The sequence below is a fragment of the Billgrantia antri genome, from assembly GCF_017868935.1.
Classification (GTDB): domain Bacteria; phylum Pseudomonadota; class Gammaproteobacteria; order Pseudomonadales; family Halomonadaceae; genus Halomonas; species Halomonas antri.
The window spans coordinates 3,793,646-3,809,446 of record NZ_CP053383.1; the positions used below are offsets into that span (position 1 = coordinate 3,793,646).

The 15,801-nt window shown below is 64.9% G+C and carries 14 protein-coding genes; 7 read left to right on the forward strand and 7 right to left on the reverse strand.

Features of this window, described 5'->3' with window-relative positions; translation table 11 throughout:
* The first annotated feature begins 86 nt into the window (after positions 1–86).
* Positions 87–863, forward strand: coding sequence for a DUF1499 domain-containing protein (locus HNO53_RS17565; protein ID WP_209473876.1), 777 nt, complete (start codon positions 87–89; stop codon positions 861–863).
* 113 nt (positions 864–976) lie between these two features.
* Here the strand turns inward: HNO53_RS17565 and blaOXA are convergent, their stop codons facing one another.
* Positions 977–1,765 (reverse strand): class D beta-lactamase, encoded by a 789-nt coding sequence (blaOXA, locus tag HNO53_RS17570; RefSeq protein WP_209478703.1) that lies wholly within the window; start codon positions 1,763–1,765, stop codon positions 977–979.
* Positions 1,766–1,926: 161 nt separating this feature from the next.
* Between blaOXA and HNO53_RS17575 the strand changes: the two genes are divergently transcribed.
* Positions 1,927–2,820, forward strand: a complete 894-nt coding sequence (locus HNO53_RS17575) for a LysR family transcriptional regulator (protein WP_209473877.1) — start codon at positions 1,927–1,929, stop codon at positions 2,818–2,820.
* A gap of 11 nt (positions 2,821–2,831) precedes the next feature.
* On the opposite strand, the gene HNO53_RS17580 is transcribed toward HNO53_RS17575, so the two are convergent.
* The gene (locus HNO53_RS17580; RefSeq protein ID WP_209473878.1) at positions 2,832–3,464 is read right to left on the reverse strand and encodes an NAD(P)H-binding protein; all 633 of its coding nucleotides are present in this window, start codon (positions 3,462–3,464) and stop codon (positions 2,832–2,834) included.
* 148 nt (positions 3,465–3,612) lie between these two features.
* Between HNO53_RS17580 and arfB the strand changes: the two genes are divergently transcribed.
* Together arfB and HNO53_RS17590 are read left to right on the forward strand one after the other, a co-directional pair.
* A complete protein-coding gene (gene arfB / locus HNO53_RS17585; protein ID WP_209473879.1) occupies positions 3,613–4,026 on the forward strand; it encodes an alternative ribosome rescue aminoacyl-tRNA hydrolase ArfB in 414 nt (137 codons plus the stop codon).
* 57 nt (positions 4,027–4,083) lie between these two features.
* Positions 4,084–5,088 carry an ion transporter gene (locus tag HNO53_RS17590; protein ID WP_209473880.1) on the forward strand — a complete coding sequence of 335 codons (1,005 nt, stop codon included), beginning with the start codon at positions 4,084–4,086 and terminating at the stop codon, positions 5,086–5,088.
* Positions 5,089–5,105: 17 nt separating this feature from the next.
* Here HNO53_RS17590 and HNO53_RS17595 read toward each other — a convergent pair whose 3' ends face one another.
* Positions 5,106–6,149 carry a proline racemase family protein gene (locus tag HNO53_RS17595; protein ID WP_209473881.1) on the reverse strand — a complete coding sequence of 348 codons (1,044 nt, stop codon included), beginning with the start codon at positions 6,147–6,149 and terminating at the stop codon, positions 5,106–5,108.
* Positions 6,146–7,312: an alcohol dehydrogenase catalytic domain-containing protein gene (locus HNO53_RS17600; RefSeq protein WP_209478704.1), complete on the reverse strand. Its 1,167-nt coding sequence runs from the start codon at positions 7,310–7,312 to the stop codon at positions 6,146–6,148. Before HNO53_RS17600 ends, HNO53_RS17595 begins: the two co-directional genes overlap by 4 nt.
* 425 nt (positions 7,313–7,737) lie before the next feature.
* On the opposite strand from HNO53_RS17600, the gene HNO53_RS17605 reads away from it, so the two are divergent.
* A complete protein-coding gene (locus HNO53_RS17605) occupies positions 7,738–8,664 on the forward strand; it encodes a diacylglycerol/lipid kinase family protein (RefSeq protein WP_209473882.1) in 927 nt (308 codons plus the stop codon).
* Here the strand turns inward: HNO53_RS17605 and HNO53_RS17610 are convergent.
* Positions 8,661–9,149, reverse strand: coding sequence for a metallophosphoesterase family protein (locus tag HNO53_RS17610; RefSeq protein ID WP_209473883.1), 489 nt, complete (start codon positions 9,147–9,149; stop codon positions 8,661–8,663). The genes HNO53_RS17605 and HNO53_RS17610 overlap by 4 nt on opposite strands.
* A gap of 139 nt (positions 9,150–9,288) precedes the next feature.
* Complete coding sequence (locus HNO53_RS17615) at positions 9,289–9,711, reverse strand: CBS domain-containing protein (protein ID WP_209473884.1); 423 nt, start codon at positions 9,709–9,711, stop codon at positions 9,289–9,291.
* 238 nt (positions 9,712–9,949) lie between these two features.
* Here HNO53_RS17615 and HNO53_RS17620 point away from each other — a divergent pair, with 238 nt between their 5' ends.
* On the forward strand, positions 9,950–11,506 hold the full coding sequence (locus tag HNO53_RS17620; RefSeq protein ID WP_209473885.1) for an alpha/beta fold hydrolase: 1,557 nt from the start codon (positions 9,950–9,952) through the stop codon (positions 11,504–11,506).
* A gap of 254 nt (positions 11,507–11,760) precedes the next feature.
* Entirely contained in the window at positions 11,761–15,393 is a 3,633-nt protein-coding gene (locus HNO53_RS17625; protein ID WP_209473886.1) for a S41 family peptidase, read from the forward strand.
* An 11-nt stretch (positions 15,394–15,404) separates the two neighbouring features.
* Here the strand turns inward: HNO53_RS17625 and HNO53_RS17630 are convergent, their stop codons facing one another.
* A complete protein-coding gene (locus tag HNO53_RS17630) occupies positions 15,405–15,728 on the reverse strand; it encodes an antibiotic biosynthesis monooxygenase family protein (protein WP_209473887.1) in 324 nt (107 codons plus the stop codon).
* Positions 15,729–15,801 lie beyond the last annotated feature (73 nt).

Sequence of the window (15,801 nt, forward strand, 5' to 3'; positions counted from 1 at the left end):
GCGTTGCAAAATGCAACACAGGAGTCGGCAGGCCGGTACCGCGCGGATATGCTAAAGGGATCGTTCTACCGCTAGCGGAGGAAGCCATGTCCGTACTGAATCGCCAACGTCGCCAGCGCGGCGGGCGATGGCCATCACGCATCGCCGGGTTCAGCCTCTTGCTACTGGTGGCGGCCGCGCTGGGGCTGGCCGGTGCCGGACCGGCCTATCGGCTGGACCTGGTGACACTGGGTGGCGCCTTCAATCTGCTGAGATTGGGCGCCCTGCTCGGCCTGGGCGCCATCGCGGTCGCCCTGCTGGCACTGCTGGTGGCGCTACTGTGTCGCCGCAAGGGGGTCGCCTGGATGTCGCTATTCACGATGGCGGCGACCATCGCCCTGCTGGCGGTTCCCTGGATGTACTGGCAGCGCGCCCAGTCGGCGCCACCGATCCACGACATCACCACCGACCTGGAAAACCCGCCCGAATTCGTCGCCCTGGCCCCTGCACGCGAGGCCGCCCCCAACGCCGTCGACTATCCCGGCGAATCGTTCGCGCGCCGTCAGCGCAACGCCTATCCCGATATCCAGTCACGCCACTTTCCCCTGCCCCTGGCGACCGTGCGCGCCGCCGCCGAGGCCGCCGTGCTGGACATGGGCTGGGAGATCGCCGATATCAGCATCGGCGCCGTTGATACCATCGAGGCCACTGCCACCACGACCTGGTTCGGTTTTCAGGATGACGTGGTGGTACGGCTGACCCAGGAGTCCGACGGCATACGGGTCGATGTCCGCTCGGCCTCGCGCCTGGGTCGCGGTGATGCGGGCACCAACGCTCAACGGATTCGCGATTACTTCGAGGCGCTGCAACGACGCACCGGTTGACGACCTCACTCGACCGCCAACCGGCAAGGACACCTGTGCGTGGGCCCCGACCGACGAAACGAACACCGAGTGGCTCCCGGCCAGCCCGAGTGGCCGGCCGGGGCCCGGTTGCGTCATGCTTCGGGCGGAAGCGCCTCAATGGTGCGCAGCGCTTCGCCGACGATGCCCTGGCGCTTGGGCAAGTCGGCCATGCGGTTGGGCGTTTCCATGTTGAGGGCGAAGAACACCGGGCCGGTGGGGCGTTCCACCCAGCCCACCCACCAGCCGAGCTGACCGGTCCAGCCGGTCTTGCCGCGCAGGATCCAGTCGTTGCCGGCGCCGACGATCATCAGGTCCTTGACCAGCCGCTGATCCGCCTCGTCGAACGGCAGCTCGTTGCGGTAGAGCCGCTCGAGGAAGGCAATCTGCTCCTCGGCGGAGATTTCCAGCAAGTCCTCCTCCAGCCAGAAGTGCTCGAGGCGGTCGCCGATATCGGCATTGCCGTAGTCGAGCCTCTCCAAGTAGTCGCGCTCGCGCTCCTCGCCCAGCTCTCGGGCGAAGTGCTGGTAGAGCCAAACCACCGAGTTGCGCATGCCTGAACGCAGATCCTGATCGCCGTTCCACGGCGGGAACTCACGCTCGACGCCGTCCCAGGCGAAGACCTGGAACTCGTTCTTCACCACGCCGGCATCCAGCGCGAACAGGGTGTGGGGAATCTTGAAGGTGGACGCCGGTACGAAGCGTTGCCGGGCCCGTTCGCCGTCATGTACCAGCGTGGCGGTGGTGCCGTCGCGCTTGTCGACCACCAGCAGCGTGCCGCTGGCCTCGTTGGCACGGAAGATTTCGCCCCAATCGGCACGTTCCTGCCAGGTTTCGGCCGCGGCGCTCAAGGGCATCAGCGCCAGCAACAGGGCACCGGCCATCAATGTTTTTAAGGGTGTCGTTTTCAGGATCATGGTTCCTTCCACTCGTCATGGTTAGGGCATTCAATGATGGGCGACGCGTCGGATGGCAGATTAGCGGGATGGCATCCAAGGCCACAAACCATGATATCTTGCAGGAGCCATAAACTGAGTTTGGGCTTATGACGAGACCTTACCTGCCGCTGAATGCGCTGCGCGCCTTCGAGGCCTCGGCCCGGCACTTGAGCTTCACCCGCGCCGCCGACGAGCTGAACGTGACCCAGGCGGCGGTGAGCCATCAGGTCAAGCTGTTGGAAGAGCGTCTGGGCACGGCGCTGTTCAAGCGCCTGCCGCGCGGGCTCATGATCACCGCGGAAGGCGAGGCGCTACTGCCGGTGATGCGGGACGCCTTCGACCGCATGGCAGACATGCTGGAGCGGCTCGAGGGCGGCAAGGTACGCGACATTCTCAACGTCGGGGCGGTGGGCACGTTTGCCGTGGGCTGGCTGCTGCCGCGCCTGGCGCGGTTTCAGGCCAGCCATCCTCAGATCGAGGTGCGCCTGTCGACCCACAACAATCGCGTCGACATGGCCATCGAGGGGTTGGACGGTGCCATTCGCTTCGGCGACGGCGCCTGGCACGGCCTCGAGGCACAGCGGCTGTTCGCTGCGCCGCTCTCCCCCTTGTGTACGCCGCGCCTGGCCGCCTCCCTCGAGACACCGGCGGACCTGGCCCGCCATTCTCTGCTGCGCTCCTATCGCGAGAACGAGTGGACGCACTGGTTCGCCGCCGCCGGCGTGTCACGGCCACCGGCACGCACCCACGGCGTGACGTTCGACTCTTCACTGGCGATGATGGAGGCTGCGGTTCAAGGGGCGGGGGTGGCCCTCGCTCCGCCACGCATGTTCGCCCGCCAGTTGGGCAGCGGTGAGATCGTTCAGCCGTTCGAGATCCACGCCGCGCTCGGCAGCTACTGGCTCACCCGGCTCAAGTCGCGCCCACCAGGTTTCGCCATGCAGGCGTTCGAGACGTGGCTGTTCGATGAGGTGCGCCTGGCCTACGGCGAAGCGGCCTGACACTACCTCGCTCAGCTCAGCGCCTCGGCGATGGGCCGCTCGCCGTCGAGCAGCACGAACTCCCGGTTCATCAGGTCGCGCGCCTGGGCCAGGTGCACCAGGGCATGGGCGACATTGGCTCGCGAGACGCTGTTCTCGCCGCCGGCCTCCGCCAGCGAAGTGGCAACGCGCTGCGTGGCGGGCTCATCGGTCAGTCGTCCCGGTTTGAGGATCAGGTGAGGCACGGCCGAGTTGCGCAGGTGGGCATCCGCGGCGTGCTTGGCCGCCATGTAAGGACGCAGCTTCTCAGGCGCTGCGAGCGGCTTCTCGGCGCGCATGGCGCTGACCATCAGGAAACGCGACAGGCCGAGTTCGCAGGCCAGGTCCACGGCACGAATAGCGCCGTGGAGGTCGATCAGCAGCGTCTTGTCGGGACCGGTGTGCGGTCCCGAACCGGCGCCAAACATCACCTGATCGCAGCCATCGAAGGCGTGATGCAGCTCGCCTTCCAGGTCGGCGGTCACGGTTTCGATGTCGCGCTCTTCGAACCATGGGCGCTGGCCGGAATCGCGAATCATCGCCCGGATGGGTAAGTCCACGGCCTGGGCCAGTTCACAGAACTGACGACCGATCTGGCCGTTGGCGCCGATTACCAGTGTGGTCATGAGCCCCTCGATGCGGTGGAACGGTCGGGTGGGAACCTCGTCGGTCGCTCCATAGCCTAGCTTACGCCTGTACGTGCCTCCAACCAGAGGGGCCACGCTATGGTAGCCTTCGTGCAGACGATGCCTTTCCCCAAGTCACGAGGCCGATATGCTGCGACTCTCCCATAACGTGGAGCTGGCCGACCACGAGATCGAGATCAGCCAGATACGCGCCCAGGGCGCGGGCGGCCAGAACGTCAACAAGGTGGCCTCTGCGGTTCACCTGCGCTTCGACATCCCCGCTTCGAGCCTGCCTCCTTTCTACAAGGAGCGCCTGCTGTCGCTCTCCGACCAGCGCATCACCAAGGAGGGCGTGGTGGTGATCAAGGCCCAGAGCCATCGCACCTTCGAGCAGAATCGAGAGGATGCCCTGGCGCGTCTCAGGGCGCTGATCCAGGAGGCGGTAAAGACGCACAAGGCGCGCAAGCCGACCAAGCCGAGCCGAGCCGCGAAACGCAAGCGCGTGGATCGCAAGACGAAGAAGGGGCAGACCAAGGCGCTGCGCGGCAAGGTAAAGCTCTAATCACGCGACGACTGCTAGGCTTAACGCAACGTCGAGCGCCGCTGCCGAGGAGAGACCATGCCTGAGACGAGCGTCTCGCACCCGCTGAGCCCCGGACTGGAGCGCCTGCACCTGGCCTGGGACCTGCTCATCCTGTTGCTGGTAGTGGCCAATCTGGCGCTGATCCTGTTTGACAGCCTGTTCCTGCTGCCGCCCCTCAACGACGCCTTCGCCACGCTCGCCCCGGGCCTGTACGACGCCTATGACCGCCATGTGCACGCCAACTTCATCGAGATCGACCTGGTTTTCGTGGCGGTGTTCGTGCTCGACGTGCTGCTGGGCTGGGCCGCGGCCATCGCCGAGCGCCGCTACCACCGCTGGTTCTTCTACCCCTTCGTGCACTGGTACGACGTATTGGGCTGCATCCCGCTGGGCGGCTTTCGCCTGCTGCGCGTACTGCGGATCGTCTCGCTGCTCCACCGCTTGCAGCGCCTGGGCCTGATCGACGTGCGTCGCTGGCAGGTCTACGCGTTCTTCGCCAAGTACTACGACATTCTCATGGAAGAGCTGTCCGACCGCGTGGCACTTCGCCTGCTCGACAACATGCAGGAGCAGATCCGCTCCAGCGACTCGCTGTCGACGCGGGTTATCGACCGGGTGGTGATGCCGCGCAAGCAGCAGCTGATCCAAGAGCTCAGCCAACGCCTGGAGGAGATGGCCGGCAATGCCTATGTGCGCAACCGCGAGGAAACGATGCGCTACGTTAGTGCGCTGGTCGGCCGCACCGTGGCGGAGAGCCAGGAGATACGCCGCCTGCGCCGCCTGCCGATGGGCGATGCCGTCGCCCGAAGTATGCAATCGAGTCTCTCGGATCTGGCTTGCCGCCTGGTGCACGAAGCGCTGAAGGGGCTGCGCTCGCCGGAGTTCACCGCGCTGGTGGAGCGCCTGGCCGAGAGCGGCTTCGATACTTGGCTGCAGGTCGACGAGCACACCGACCGGGTGACCGAACAGGTGCTCGTCGACATGCTCGAGCTGATGAAGGAGCAGATCGCCGTCAAGCAGTGGCGTCACCGCTACGACTGACGGCGCAGTAGCTCCGCTCAGGGATGGCGGGAGCTGAGGATATGATGCACCCCACCACAATCGACCATCGGATCGTCGCAGTTGACCACGATCTCCGAGCGCGCCAGCACGTAGCTCTTGCCGGTGATGGTGTTCTCCACTACCTGGTGCTTGCCACCGGCCTCGCGCACCGCGACGACTTCGCCGATGAAGCCGGTCTCGCGTAGCGACACGGTTTCCAGCTTGTCGCCGGGCTTGACGGTGCCTTCGTAGTGCATCAGCGCCAGCCGCGCCGAGGTACCCGTGCCGGTGGTGCTGCGGCAGATCACCCCGGGATGCACATAGGTCGTCGAGCGCGAGCGGTAGAAGTCGTCGGCGATCTGCTCCACCGGCCCCATGAAGTGCAGGAACGGCAGCGGCCCCACGTCGCCCAGGGTATAGTGCGAGAAGCCGCTGTGAGCCTGGATCGCCTCGACGATGCGATGTGCGCACTCGGCCAGGGCGCGCTCCTCCTCACGCTTGAGCGAGAAGCCCAGTTCCTCGGCGTCGACCAGCGCATAGAAGCCGCCGCTGTAGGCGATGCTGTAGGTCACGTCGCCTACCTCGGGGACGTGAATGCGCGCCCGATGGGTGTCGATGTAGCTGGGCAGTCCGCCACAGGTGATCGCCTCGACCACACCGTTCTCGACCCGCGCCTCGATCTGCACCAGCCCGGCCGGGGACTCCAGTGTGAAGTGCTGGATTCCCTCGCGCTTGGGGATCAGTCCCGTCTCGAGCAGCGCGGTGGCGGTGCAGATGGTGTTGGAGCCGGAATAGACCGGATAGCCCATCACTTCCATGATGATGTAGCCCATCTGCGCCTGGGGATCGCAGGCCGGCACGATCAGGTCCACCGACATCTCAGGGATGCCGTAGGGCTCGTTCAGCAGCAGCTTGCGCAGGCCGTCGGCATCGTTCTCCAGGTACTCCATCTGCTGGCGCACGGTATCGCCGGGCAGTGGGTCGATGCCGCCGATCACGATGCGGCTGACATCGCCGCCGGCGTGGGTGTCGAGCAGTTGCAGGGTGAGTTCGTGACTCATGCGTTGTCCTTGAAAGCGGTGCCCTTGAATGCGTCGTTCTCGAGTGCGAAGGGTGCGCCGTGATCGTCCCATTGGGCATCGGGCACGATGACGATCTTGCCCAGGTAGTTGCTGCCACGGTTGACGAAGTAGCGCTCCGCCTCGTGCAGCTCGGAAAGCTTGAACGCGGCATGCAATACCGGCTTGAGCTGCCCCGTACGAATCCACTCGACGAGCTGCTCGGCCTCTTCGCGGGTGCCGTGGGAGACGCCGAAGATCTGCACCTGATAGAGGTAGATGCGGGTCCACATGATCTCGCTGAGGTTGCCGCCGCTGGCGCCGGCGATGGAGAGCCGCGGGTAGGTGCTGCGTGCCTTCATGTCGCTGATCATGGTATCGATGAAAAGATCGGTCATCGCGCCGCCGACCAGATCCATCACCGCATCGATGGGCGCCCCGCCGGTGGCCTCGAGCACGCGCTCGACGAAGGTGGACAGATCACCGCGGTCGATCACCGCCTCGGCGCCCAGCGCCAGCAGCGCCTCGGCCTTGTCGGGCTGGCTCACGGCGTAGGGAATCGCACCGACGATGCGGCACATCTGAATCAGCGCCGCCCCCACGCCGCCGCTGGCGCCGCTGACCAGCACCCGTTCGCCCGCCGCGACCCTGGCCGAGGTCATCATGTGGTAGCCGGTCTGGTAGGAGCACATGCCCATCGCCGCCAGCTCGGCGTCGGCGAGTTCGGGGTTGGGGACGTGGTGGAACTGGTCGGACGGCACGGCGATGTACTCGGCATAGCCGCCGTCGGCGCCGTGGCCGTAGTAGTCCGGCGTCAGGTTGATGTCACGCCGCGCGTCGGGATAAAGGTTGAAGTCTAGCAGGCCACGTTCGCCGATGCGCGAGGTATCGACTCCCTCGCCCACTGCCACCACGCGTCCGGCCACGTCGGCGCCCTGGATCCGCGGGAAGGTCAGGGTCGGCTCGCCGCCCATGGCGAAGGAGGTGACGTCGCCCTTGTCCTTGGTCGGATAAAGCCCCTCACGAGCCTTGCGGTCGGTGTTGTTCTTGGCCGTGGCAGTGACCTGCACCAGCACTTCGCCCGGGCCCGGCCGTGGCGTAGCAACGTCGTCGCGATACACCAGCTTGTCGATGTCGCCGTGGCCGGTCAGGACCATGGCGTGCATGGTGGACGGAATGGTAGGCGCGTTCTCTGTGGGCACGATGGTCCTCCTGGCTGAGCCTCGTTGGCGGTTACCTGGCTCTCCACGCCTGGCCGAAGCCTCCTGCCCTCGTCGCCGCGTGGCCCCTGGCAACGACATGCCGAAGAGCCAGCGCGCGGTTAGCGCCGACCGGGGTCGAAGTGCAACGGGGAAACGATTGAGGTGGGGCAGCCTGTCCGGCGTGTCGATATGGGCAGATTGAATCATGCCCTGCCGGGGGCTGCATACCGTTGATGATTGGGTATTTTTTCTGTTTTTGGCGGCTCCGACTGGGGTTTCTTTCTTCCACCCGTCAGCGGCTAAGCGAACCGGCTATACCTATGCTAAGGCGCATGCAGCGCTTGCTCGCTATCCTTGAGAAAGGACGCCATGGGTGTAAGGAGGCACCGATGACACACTGGCTGATGGCCAATACCGCTGCCGGCGACGGCAGCCACGATACCGCCTTCTGGCGGGAGCATTTGCAGGCGGCGGGCCTTGCTGACCCACAGGTGCGAGACATTGCCGAGAGCGACTGGCATCGCCAGGTCGAGCCCGGCGACCGGCTATTGGTGGCCGGCGGCGACGGCTCGGTCAATCACGCGGCTTCCATCTGTATCGAGCGCAGCGCCGTACTTGGCGTGCTGCCTTCCGGCACGGCCAATGACTTCGCCCGCAACCTGGGGCTTCCCGACGATCCCGTGGAGGTGTGCCGGGTGGCGCTCGGGGCGGATACGGCCAAAGTCGATGCGGCCTGGATCAATGGTCAGCTCTATCTCAACGTCGCCCATATCGGGCTTGGCACCGTGCCCGCCCAGGAGGCCTCCCCGGGCGAGAAAAGGCTCCTGGGACGCTTCAGCTACCTTGCCGCCCTGGCAAGAAAATTCGGCATGCAGCAAGGCTTTCAGGGACGCATCGAGGGCGATGACCAGGCCGTCGAGGGTCGCTGGCTGACCATCGCCATCGCTTCAGGGGCCTATTTCGGTGGCGGCCACGGCATTGCCGGGGCGCGGATCGATGACGGTCAACTGGACATCGTGGCGGTGCGGCAGCGCGCCTGGTTTCACTTGCTGCTCTCTTACCTTTCGACGCGCCTGTTGGGGCATCCTCCCCAGGGCGACGATACCGTGGTTCATCTGCGCTCACCCCAGTGCCACGTGCAACTTCGTCACGCGCATACGCTGACCGCCGATGGCGAAACCCTGGGACGCATGGCCAACGTTTCGGCCTTTACCCGGCGCGCCGTGCTGGAAGTCGCCTGTCAGGACGTAATCGGTGCAAGCGACAGCGCCCTGTCGAGGGAGGCACGAGACGTCGCGAGTGGCCTGTCCTCCTAGAGCGGTAGATGAAGTATCGCCCCACGCAAGCCATGCGCATCGGCCCATAGCTTGCCCAGGGTGAGCGGTAGCCGGAAGCGGCGCTTGCCCGCCGCCCCCGGGTTGAACAGCAGTCGCTCGTGATGCCATTCGTTGCGCGGCTTGTGGGAGTGGCCATGCAGCACGGCATCGCACGCGGTGGTAGGGTCGAAATCAGCCAGGTCGTGAACCAGATGGAGGCGCCAGCCGTTGACGACGAGATCCCGGTGCGGCGGCAACACGCCGGCCCAGCCAGCCGTGTCGATATTGCCGCGCACGGTGTAGAGAGGAGCCAGTTCGCCCAGGCGTTCGAGTATGGCGATATCCTCCGGCTTCGCTCCCACGTCGCCCAGGTGGAGGATCAGCTCGCAGCCCGCCAGCAATGTCAACGCCTCCTCACGCAGCAGACCGTGGGTGTCGGAGATCACGCCGACGGGCGTGGCGATATCAAGATGAACGGATGGCATCGCGCTTCTCGTGCAGGAGCCTTTCGCCACGCTAGCCTAATGCCTCGGCGGTGTCATTGCCCATGCGAAAGGGCATCGCCGAGGCGATGCCCTTGCTGCACAGGATGTGCCGTCTCGCAGCGGTCGTGTCGGGGACGGCTCAGTGATAGTGCTTGCTGCAGTTGGCGATTTCACGTGCCATCTGGTCGTCAGCGCAGCGGTCGGCAATGTCGCTTAGCGTCACAACGCCGACGAGACGCTTGTCACTCTGATTGTTGAGCACCACCAGGCGCTGTACATGCTGCTCCTGCATGTTGCGCAGCACATCCTTCACGTCCTGGTCCTCGAAGGCATACAGCACCTCCGAGGTGGCGATGGAGCTCGCCTTGTCGTCGGGATTCTTGCCTTCGGCAAGGGCGCGAACCGTGAGATCGCGATCGGTCACGGTACCCACGATACGATCTCCCTCGACCAGAGGCTCGAAGCCCGAGTTGTCCTGGCGCATGCGCTCGGCCACCTGACGAATGGTGGCATCGGCCGGGCAGTAATCCGGGCGCTGAGTCATCACTTCGCGTACTTGCATCTCGCACCTCCTTTCATCGATGTATCGCACGGCGAAAGCCGCGCCGCTTCCTGCTTTGCGATGTCTTACCTTCAAAAAATAGTTGCCTGGCCGACGAGCTTCAAAATCCTCTCTGTCTTTGTTTATTGCCATGGGTTACCACAGGTTTCGGCGTTGACGCCCCTCCCCCGGCTGCTAGCTTGACTAGCGAAACCCAGCCGAACCCGAGATCGACAACTACAATCGAGAGGGACGCATCATGACCGCACAGAATGCTCGAGTGTGGCGGTGCGGCGTCGCGCCGCTGGCTCTGCTGCTTGCTTCCTCAGCCTTGGCCCAGACGGACAGCGACGAGCTGCCTCGCCTGCAGAGCGCAGAGTGCCCGACCCAGGCGCTGCGCGAGCTGGACGCCACCTGCCATACCTTTCATGCCCCCGAGAACTGGGAAGACTCCAATGGCAATACGATCTCGCTGCCCGTGGCGGTGATCGAGCCGGAGGGCGGTGCAGCGGACGAAGACAAGCTCCCGGTTTTCTTCTTTCCCGGCGGCCCCGGTTACTCGTCGCTGGGCGAGCGGGAGTACATGGAACAATTGCTCGAGGACATCGGCGAGCGCACCCTGGTCACCATGGACCATCGTGGTTTCATCCATGCCGACCCGTCCCTGGAATGTCCGGAGTACGCCGCCGTCTCTCCCTACCACAACATCATCCATACCCCCGCAATCACCGCCTCGCTCGAGCCGATGCACCGCCTGTCCATCATTACCTCGGAAGTGGAGGCGTGCCATCGCAAGCTGACCGCCGAGGGACACGATGTCAGTCAGTACAACAGCCATGCCGTCTCGCGCGACGTGGACGAGATCCGCCGGCTGCTCGGCTACGAGCGCATCGACGGCTTCGGTTCTTCCACCGGCAGCGGCACCCTCGCCTCGTTCATTCAGTACCATCCCGACAGTATTCGCGCCGCCATCTTCGGCTGGCCGTGGTTCAACCACCTGCGCAATCGACCACCGGTGGACGAACTCTACACGGCCAAGCAGACTTTCACCGATACATTGGCGCTGTGCGTCGCCGAAGATCGGGGCTGTCGTGAGCTGCTGCCCAACTGGATGCAATCCATCGATCGCGCCCGGCGCAGGCTGGATGCCCGTCCCTACGTGGCCCATGTCGCCACGCCCTACGGCCGCACCCAGACGCTCTATTTCGATGGTGCTGCATTTCTCGACACTCTCTATCTGACCCTGGCCAGCGACTATGCCGAACTACCGAGCCTGGTGGCCGACATCGAGGCGGGCGACTATTCACGGCTCGAAGGTTTCTTTCGCATCGAAGATCATGACCCCAACCCCGAGGCGCCCAACTATGCGTTGGGCTACTTCCTCGCCCACGTTTGCAGCGACATGGGAAGCAACCGCCCAAGCCCGACCGACTCCATCGCTGCCGTCGAGCGCGACCCCGCCGTGCTCGGCTTCGAGCCGCCCTGGCTGTGCGCTTGGTGGGGCGAGGATGGCGACGTACCCGCCGAACACAATGACCCACCGGTCAGCGAGATACCCGCCTTGGCGATTCACGGCCAGATGGATCCCTGCTGTGGCACGCGCTGGAGTCGGCATCTGCAGCGCACCATGCCCAACCTGCAGTTCGTCGAGCTTCAGGCACTCGGTCACAACCCGATCAACGAGTGTCGCTCGAGCATGATCCAGGCCTTTCTCAACGATCCGGAGCGCCCCGTCGACGCCAGCTGTCGCGAGGAAACCGCCCGCGAGCCATGGGTGACCGAGCCTCCCGGGGCCATGGAAAACGACGACGCATGAAATGACCTCCCCCGATCGTCGACGGTAACCGCCGTCGGCGGTCGCTCGAAGCACGCCACCACCTGCCTGACCGGCACGAGCGGCCAGCGCACTGTCCCTATTCCCCACTCCCACACGGCCGCGTCAGCCGCCAGTCGGCACCGACTCGGCCGGGATGACGTGCGCGGCTGTTCGATGGCTTGTGGGTTTATTGCTACGTTGGGGGCATGGTGGGAAAGCATGGAGAAAAAGCATGGCAGTTCTAAAGGATTAGTATGAGACAGGAGTTCACCCATCGCACTCAAACACTGCGCCGTGCGGCGAACCGGTCTGCGCTCCCGATCCTCCTGGCTGGCCTGCTGGCCAGCGTACTGATGGCGGCCAAGGCTCACTCCGGCCAGGTCGGACTGCCTCGCTTCCCCTCGATCAGCCCCGATGGTTCGGAACTCATCTTCAGTTGGCGCGGCGATTTGTGGCGAGCCTCCAGCGAAGGCGGCGTGGCAGTGCGCCTGACCCGCCACAACCTCGACGATCTGCACTCCAGCTGGAGTCCTGACGGCGAGTGGGTGGTGTTCGCCTCGATGCGCGACGGCTATCTCAACCTGTGGCGTATGCGCCGTGACGGCAGCGAGCTCAGCCAACTGACCCATGGCGACCAGCACCTGCGCAACCCTTCCTACGCCCTCGACCGGAATGGCGAGCCGGTGATCACCTTCTCGGGCATGCTCGAGGCCGACGTCTACCGCGACCAGCGCCCTTACCGGATCTCCCCGGAAGGTGGCGATTACGACCGGCTGCACGATGCCTTTGGTTCCGAGCCCCAGCTCTCACCCGACGGCCGGCGCGTCATCTTCACCCGCGGCGGGGCCTATCACGACTGGAACCGACGTCACTACCGCGGTCCGGACGCCATGAACATCTGGCTGCACGAGTTCGGGACCGGGCGTTTCGAGCCGTTGACCGAACGCGACGGCGACGACGGCATGGCCCGCTGGGTCGATGAGGACACCCTGCTGTTCATGTCGGACCGCGAAGACCAGACGGTCAACCTGTACCGCATGGAGCTCGACGCCGAGCGCTCCATCGAACGACTCACCGAGTTCGACGAGCACGACCTGCAGCATTTCGATGTGTCCCGCGACGGCAGTACTGCCGTGCTGCAGGTGTGGGATAACCTGCTGACCCTCGACCTCGAGGCGCCTGATGCCGAGCCCGAAGCCATTTCGCTGCGGGCACCGGAGGATGGACGCGACCTGTATGCCTTGCGTCGCATCGACCGCGACGTCAGCGAAGCGGCGCTGAGCCCCGACGGCAAGACCATGGCCTACATCGCCTATGGTCGCGTCTATGTGCGTCATGTCGACGAGCAGAGCCCGACGCTCGCCGTGACCCCCGGCACCCATTCTCGCCACGAAGATCTTGCCTGGTCGCCCGATGGCCTACGCCTTTACTTCGTCAACGACGCTGACGGCACCCAGTCTATCCATGAGGCGCGTGTCGCCCTGACCCGCGAAGAAGTTCGCCGTGTGCACGACCGGCAGCAGGGGCGCGGGCGTGCCACCTCCCGGCGCTGGGATGGCGACTCCACCGTCTCTCTCGCGACGGCCACGCCTGCCCCCGAGCCGGCCACCGAGCAGGCCGAAGAGGTACCCGATGCCGACCTGGATCCGGACATTCGGGTTCGCGGGGAAGAACCCGAGGATCCTTTCGCCCCGCAGGACCCAGGCCTGGTACTGGATCCCATCGTGACGCCGATGCCCGCCGACCCGCCGACCTTGCCCGAACCCACGCAGCAGACCCAGGAGAATATCGGCAGCATTCCCGAGGAAGATCTGGTGGAAGAGACCGACGACGTCCCGGAGGATCGCGACCCAGCCCGCTGGCACGACGCGATCCAGTTCGAGGTTCGCCCGGTGGTGGCCGGCGAGCACAATGACCGCGACGTCTCGCCCTCCCCCGACGGTCGCATGCTGGCCTTTCGTCGTGGACGCGGCGATCTGGTCATTCACGACCTCGCGAGCGGCGAAACACGTACCCTGGTCGAGGGCTGGGACAGCTTCATTCACTGGCGCTGGTCTCCCGACAGCCGTTACATCGCCTACTCGCAGAATGATCTCGACTTCAGCGCCAACATCTTCGTGGTGCCGGCGGACGGCTCGGCGGAGCCGGTCAATATCACCCGGCATCCACGCAACGACCTGAACCCACGCTGGTCGGCCGACAGCCGTAAGCTGAGTTTCATCTCCAATCGCTCCGGCGAGAACTACGACCTCTACCGGGTCTACCTGGACCGTGAACTCGAGACGCTGACACCGCGCGAGATCTCCACCTATTACCGCGATGCCAGGGAGGCGACCCGTGACGCATCGCCACTGCCAGTGGAGGGGCAGGACGGTAATACCGCGGCAGCAGACACTCCCGAATTGGAGCTGGACGATGCCTGGCGCCGCATCGAACCGGTCACGGCATCGCCGGTCCACCACACCGGCAACGAGATGACGCCGGACGGGAGTCGCTATGTCTTCAATGCTGGCGGTGAAGGACTCGTGGCGATGAGCTGGGATGGTAGTCAACGCACCCGTATCGCCCCAAGCGCCAACGTCCAGCAGCTCAACCTGAGCGGCGAACAGGTCGTCTTCATTCGCGGCGGACGAGTCGGTGTGGCCAACCTCTCGGGCAGCGGCTCACCGCGCTACCTGAATATCAGCGACCGCATACGCATCGATCGACGCAAGCAGGCGCTGCAGAAATTCCATGAAGCGGCACGCGTCATCGGCGTCAACTTCTATCGCCAGGACATGAAGGGACTGGATTGGCCGGAGGTAGTAGCGGATTACGCCAGCCTGATCCGTCGCGCCCGCACACCGAGCGAATTCAGCGATATCACCAACGGCTTGATGGGTGAGCTGGCCGCCTCGCACATGGGCGTCTCCAACCCCGGCCCGGTGTCGGCGTTGCGCGAACCCTCGGGCCGGCTGGGCATCGAGTACCAGAGCATTATCTCCCAGCAGGATGAACGCCAGGGCTATCGAATCACCGAAGTGATACCGGGGGGGCCGGCCAGTCGCGGCCCCATGCCGCTGGAGCCGGGCGACATCATCACCGAAATCGGTCTGCAGCCCTTCGCGGAGGGCGAGACCCTGCTGCAGCGCTTGCGCGGCCAGGTAGACCAGGAGGTAGTGGTCACCTTCGACCGCCCGGGCCGCAATGGCTACACCGAGTATCGCACCATTCTCACGACGGTGGACCTGGCCGATTTCGCACGCCTGAAATACGATGCCTTTCGGGAAGAGAGCCGCCGCCAGGTCGACGAGCTCTCCGACGGGCGACTGGGCTACCTGCACATCCAATCGATGAACCAGACCTCACTGGAGGGTTTTCAGGGCGACCTCTATGCCGCGGCCGCCGACAAGGACGGCTTGATCATCGATGTGCGCAACAATGGCGGCGGCCATACCACGGACCGTATTCTCACCTCGATCATGGCCGAAGAGCACGCCTACACGATCCCGGCGGGTGCCGACCGCGACAATACCGGTCACTACCCACAAGACCGGCTCGATGCCCCGCGCTACACCTTGCCGGTCAACATGCTGGCCAACGAGAAGAGCTACTCCAACGCCGAGATACTGGCCCACGCCTTCCGCACCCTGGAGCGTGGCCATCTCGTCGGCGAGCAGACCTACGGCGGCGTGATCTCCACTAACAGCCATACCTTGATCGACGGCGCCACCGTACGGCGCCCCTTTCGCGGCTGGTATCTTCCCGACGGCACTGACATGGAACACAACGGCGCCATGCCCCACCTGAGGGTTGAACAGACGCCGGAGGACGAGGTAGCCGGGCGTGACCGGCAGCTCGAAGCGGCGGTGGATGACCTGCTGAAACGTATCGACGGCGGCGAGTGAGCCAGGTCGGCTCACTCGCCGAAGCCGTAGTCGCGCTCCACACGGGCCACCCGCACCCGGTAAGCCGCGTACCACTCGCTGCGTCCCAGGCGCTGGGCTTCGCGGTGCTCCACCTGCTGCTTCCAGCGCTGGATCGCTTCGAGGCTGTCCCAGTAGGAAACCGTCACGCCCAGCGCCTCGCGCGCCGACTCCATGCCGAGAAACCCCGGCTGCTGGGCGGCCAGTTCGGTCATGCGCTCGGCCATCAACGCGTATCCGTTGTCTTCTGCGGTACGGAGTGACGTGAAAATGACGGCGTAATAGGGTGGCTCGGGGGTATTCGCGATGCGTGTCATAAGGCCTCTCGTAAGTCATGATCGATAGAGGGTGTTTCCCCTGGCGCCATTCTCGGAGAGTATAAGCGCGCGC

Excerpts from the sequence above, each read along its gene's own strand:
- HNO53_RS17565 (WP_209473876.1), top strand. The coding sequence starts at position 87 with ATGTCCGTACTGAATCGCCAACGTCGCCAGCGCGGCGGGCGATGGCCA.
- blaOXA (WP_209478703.1), bottom strand. The coding sequence starts at position 1,765 with ATGGCCGGTGCCCTGTTGCTGGCGCTGATGCCCTTGAGCGCCGCGGCC.
- HNO53_RS17575 (WP_209473877.1), top strand. The coding sequence starts at position 1,927 with ATGACGAGACCTTACCTGCCGCTGAATGCGCTGCGCGCCTTCGAGGCC.
- HNO53_RS17580 (WP_209473878.1), bottom strand. The coding sequence starts at position 3,464 with ATGACCACACTGGTAATCGGCGCCAACGGCCAGATCGGTCGTCAGTTC.
- arfB (WP_209473879.1), top strand. The coding sequence starts at position 3,613 with ATGCTGCGACTCTCCCATAACGTGGAGCTGGCCGACCACGAGATCGAG.
- HNO53_RS17590 (WP_209473880.1), top strand. The coding sequence starts at position 4,084 with ATGCCTGAGACGAGCGTCTCGCACCCGCTGAGCCCCGGACTGGAGCGC.
- HNO53_RS17595 (WP_209473881.1), bottom strand. The coding sequence starts at position 6,149 with ATGAGTCACGAACTCACCCTGCAACTGCTCGACACCCACGCCGGCGGC.
- HNO53_RS17600 (WP_209478704.1), bottom strand. The coding sequence starts at position 7,312 with ATGCACGCCATGGTCCTGACCGGCCACGGCGACATCGACAAGCTGGTG.
- HNO53_RS17605 (WP_209473882.1), top strand. The coding sequence starts at position 7,738 with ATGACACACTGGCTGATGGCCAATACCGCTGCCGGCGACGGCAGCCAC.
- HNO53_RS17610 (WP_209473883.1), bottom strand. The coding sequence starts at position 9,149 with ATGCCATCCGTTCATCTTGATATCGCCACGCCCGTCGGCGTGATCTCC.
- HNO53_RS17615 (WP_209473884.1), bottom strand. The coding sequence starts at position 9,711 with ATGCAAGTACGCGAAGTGATGACTCAGCGCCCGGATTACTGCCCGGCC.
- HNO53_RS17620 (WP_209473885.1), top strand. The coding sequence starts at position 9,950 with ATGACCGCACAGAATGCTCGAGTGTGGCGGTGCGGCGTCGCGCCGCTG.
- HNO53_RS17625 (WP_209473886.1), top strand. The coding sequence starts at position 11,761 with ATGAGACAGGAGTTCACCCATCGCACTCAAACACTGCGCCGTGCGGCG.
- HNO53_RS17630 (WP_209473887.1), bottom strand. The coding sequence starts at position 15,728 with ATGACACGCATCGCGAATACCCCCGAGCCACCCTATTACGCCGTCATT.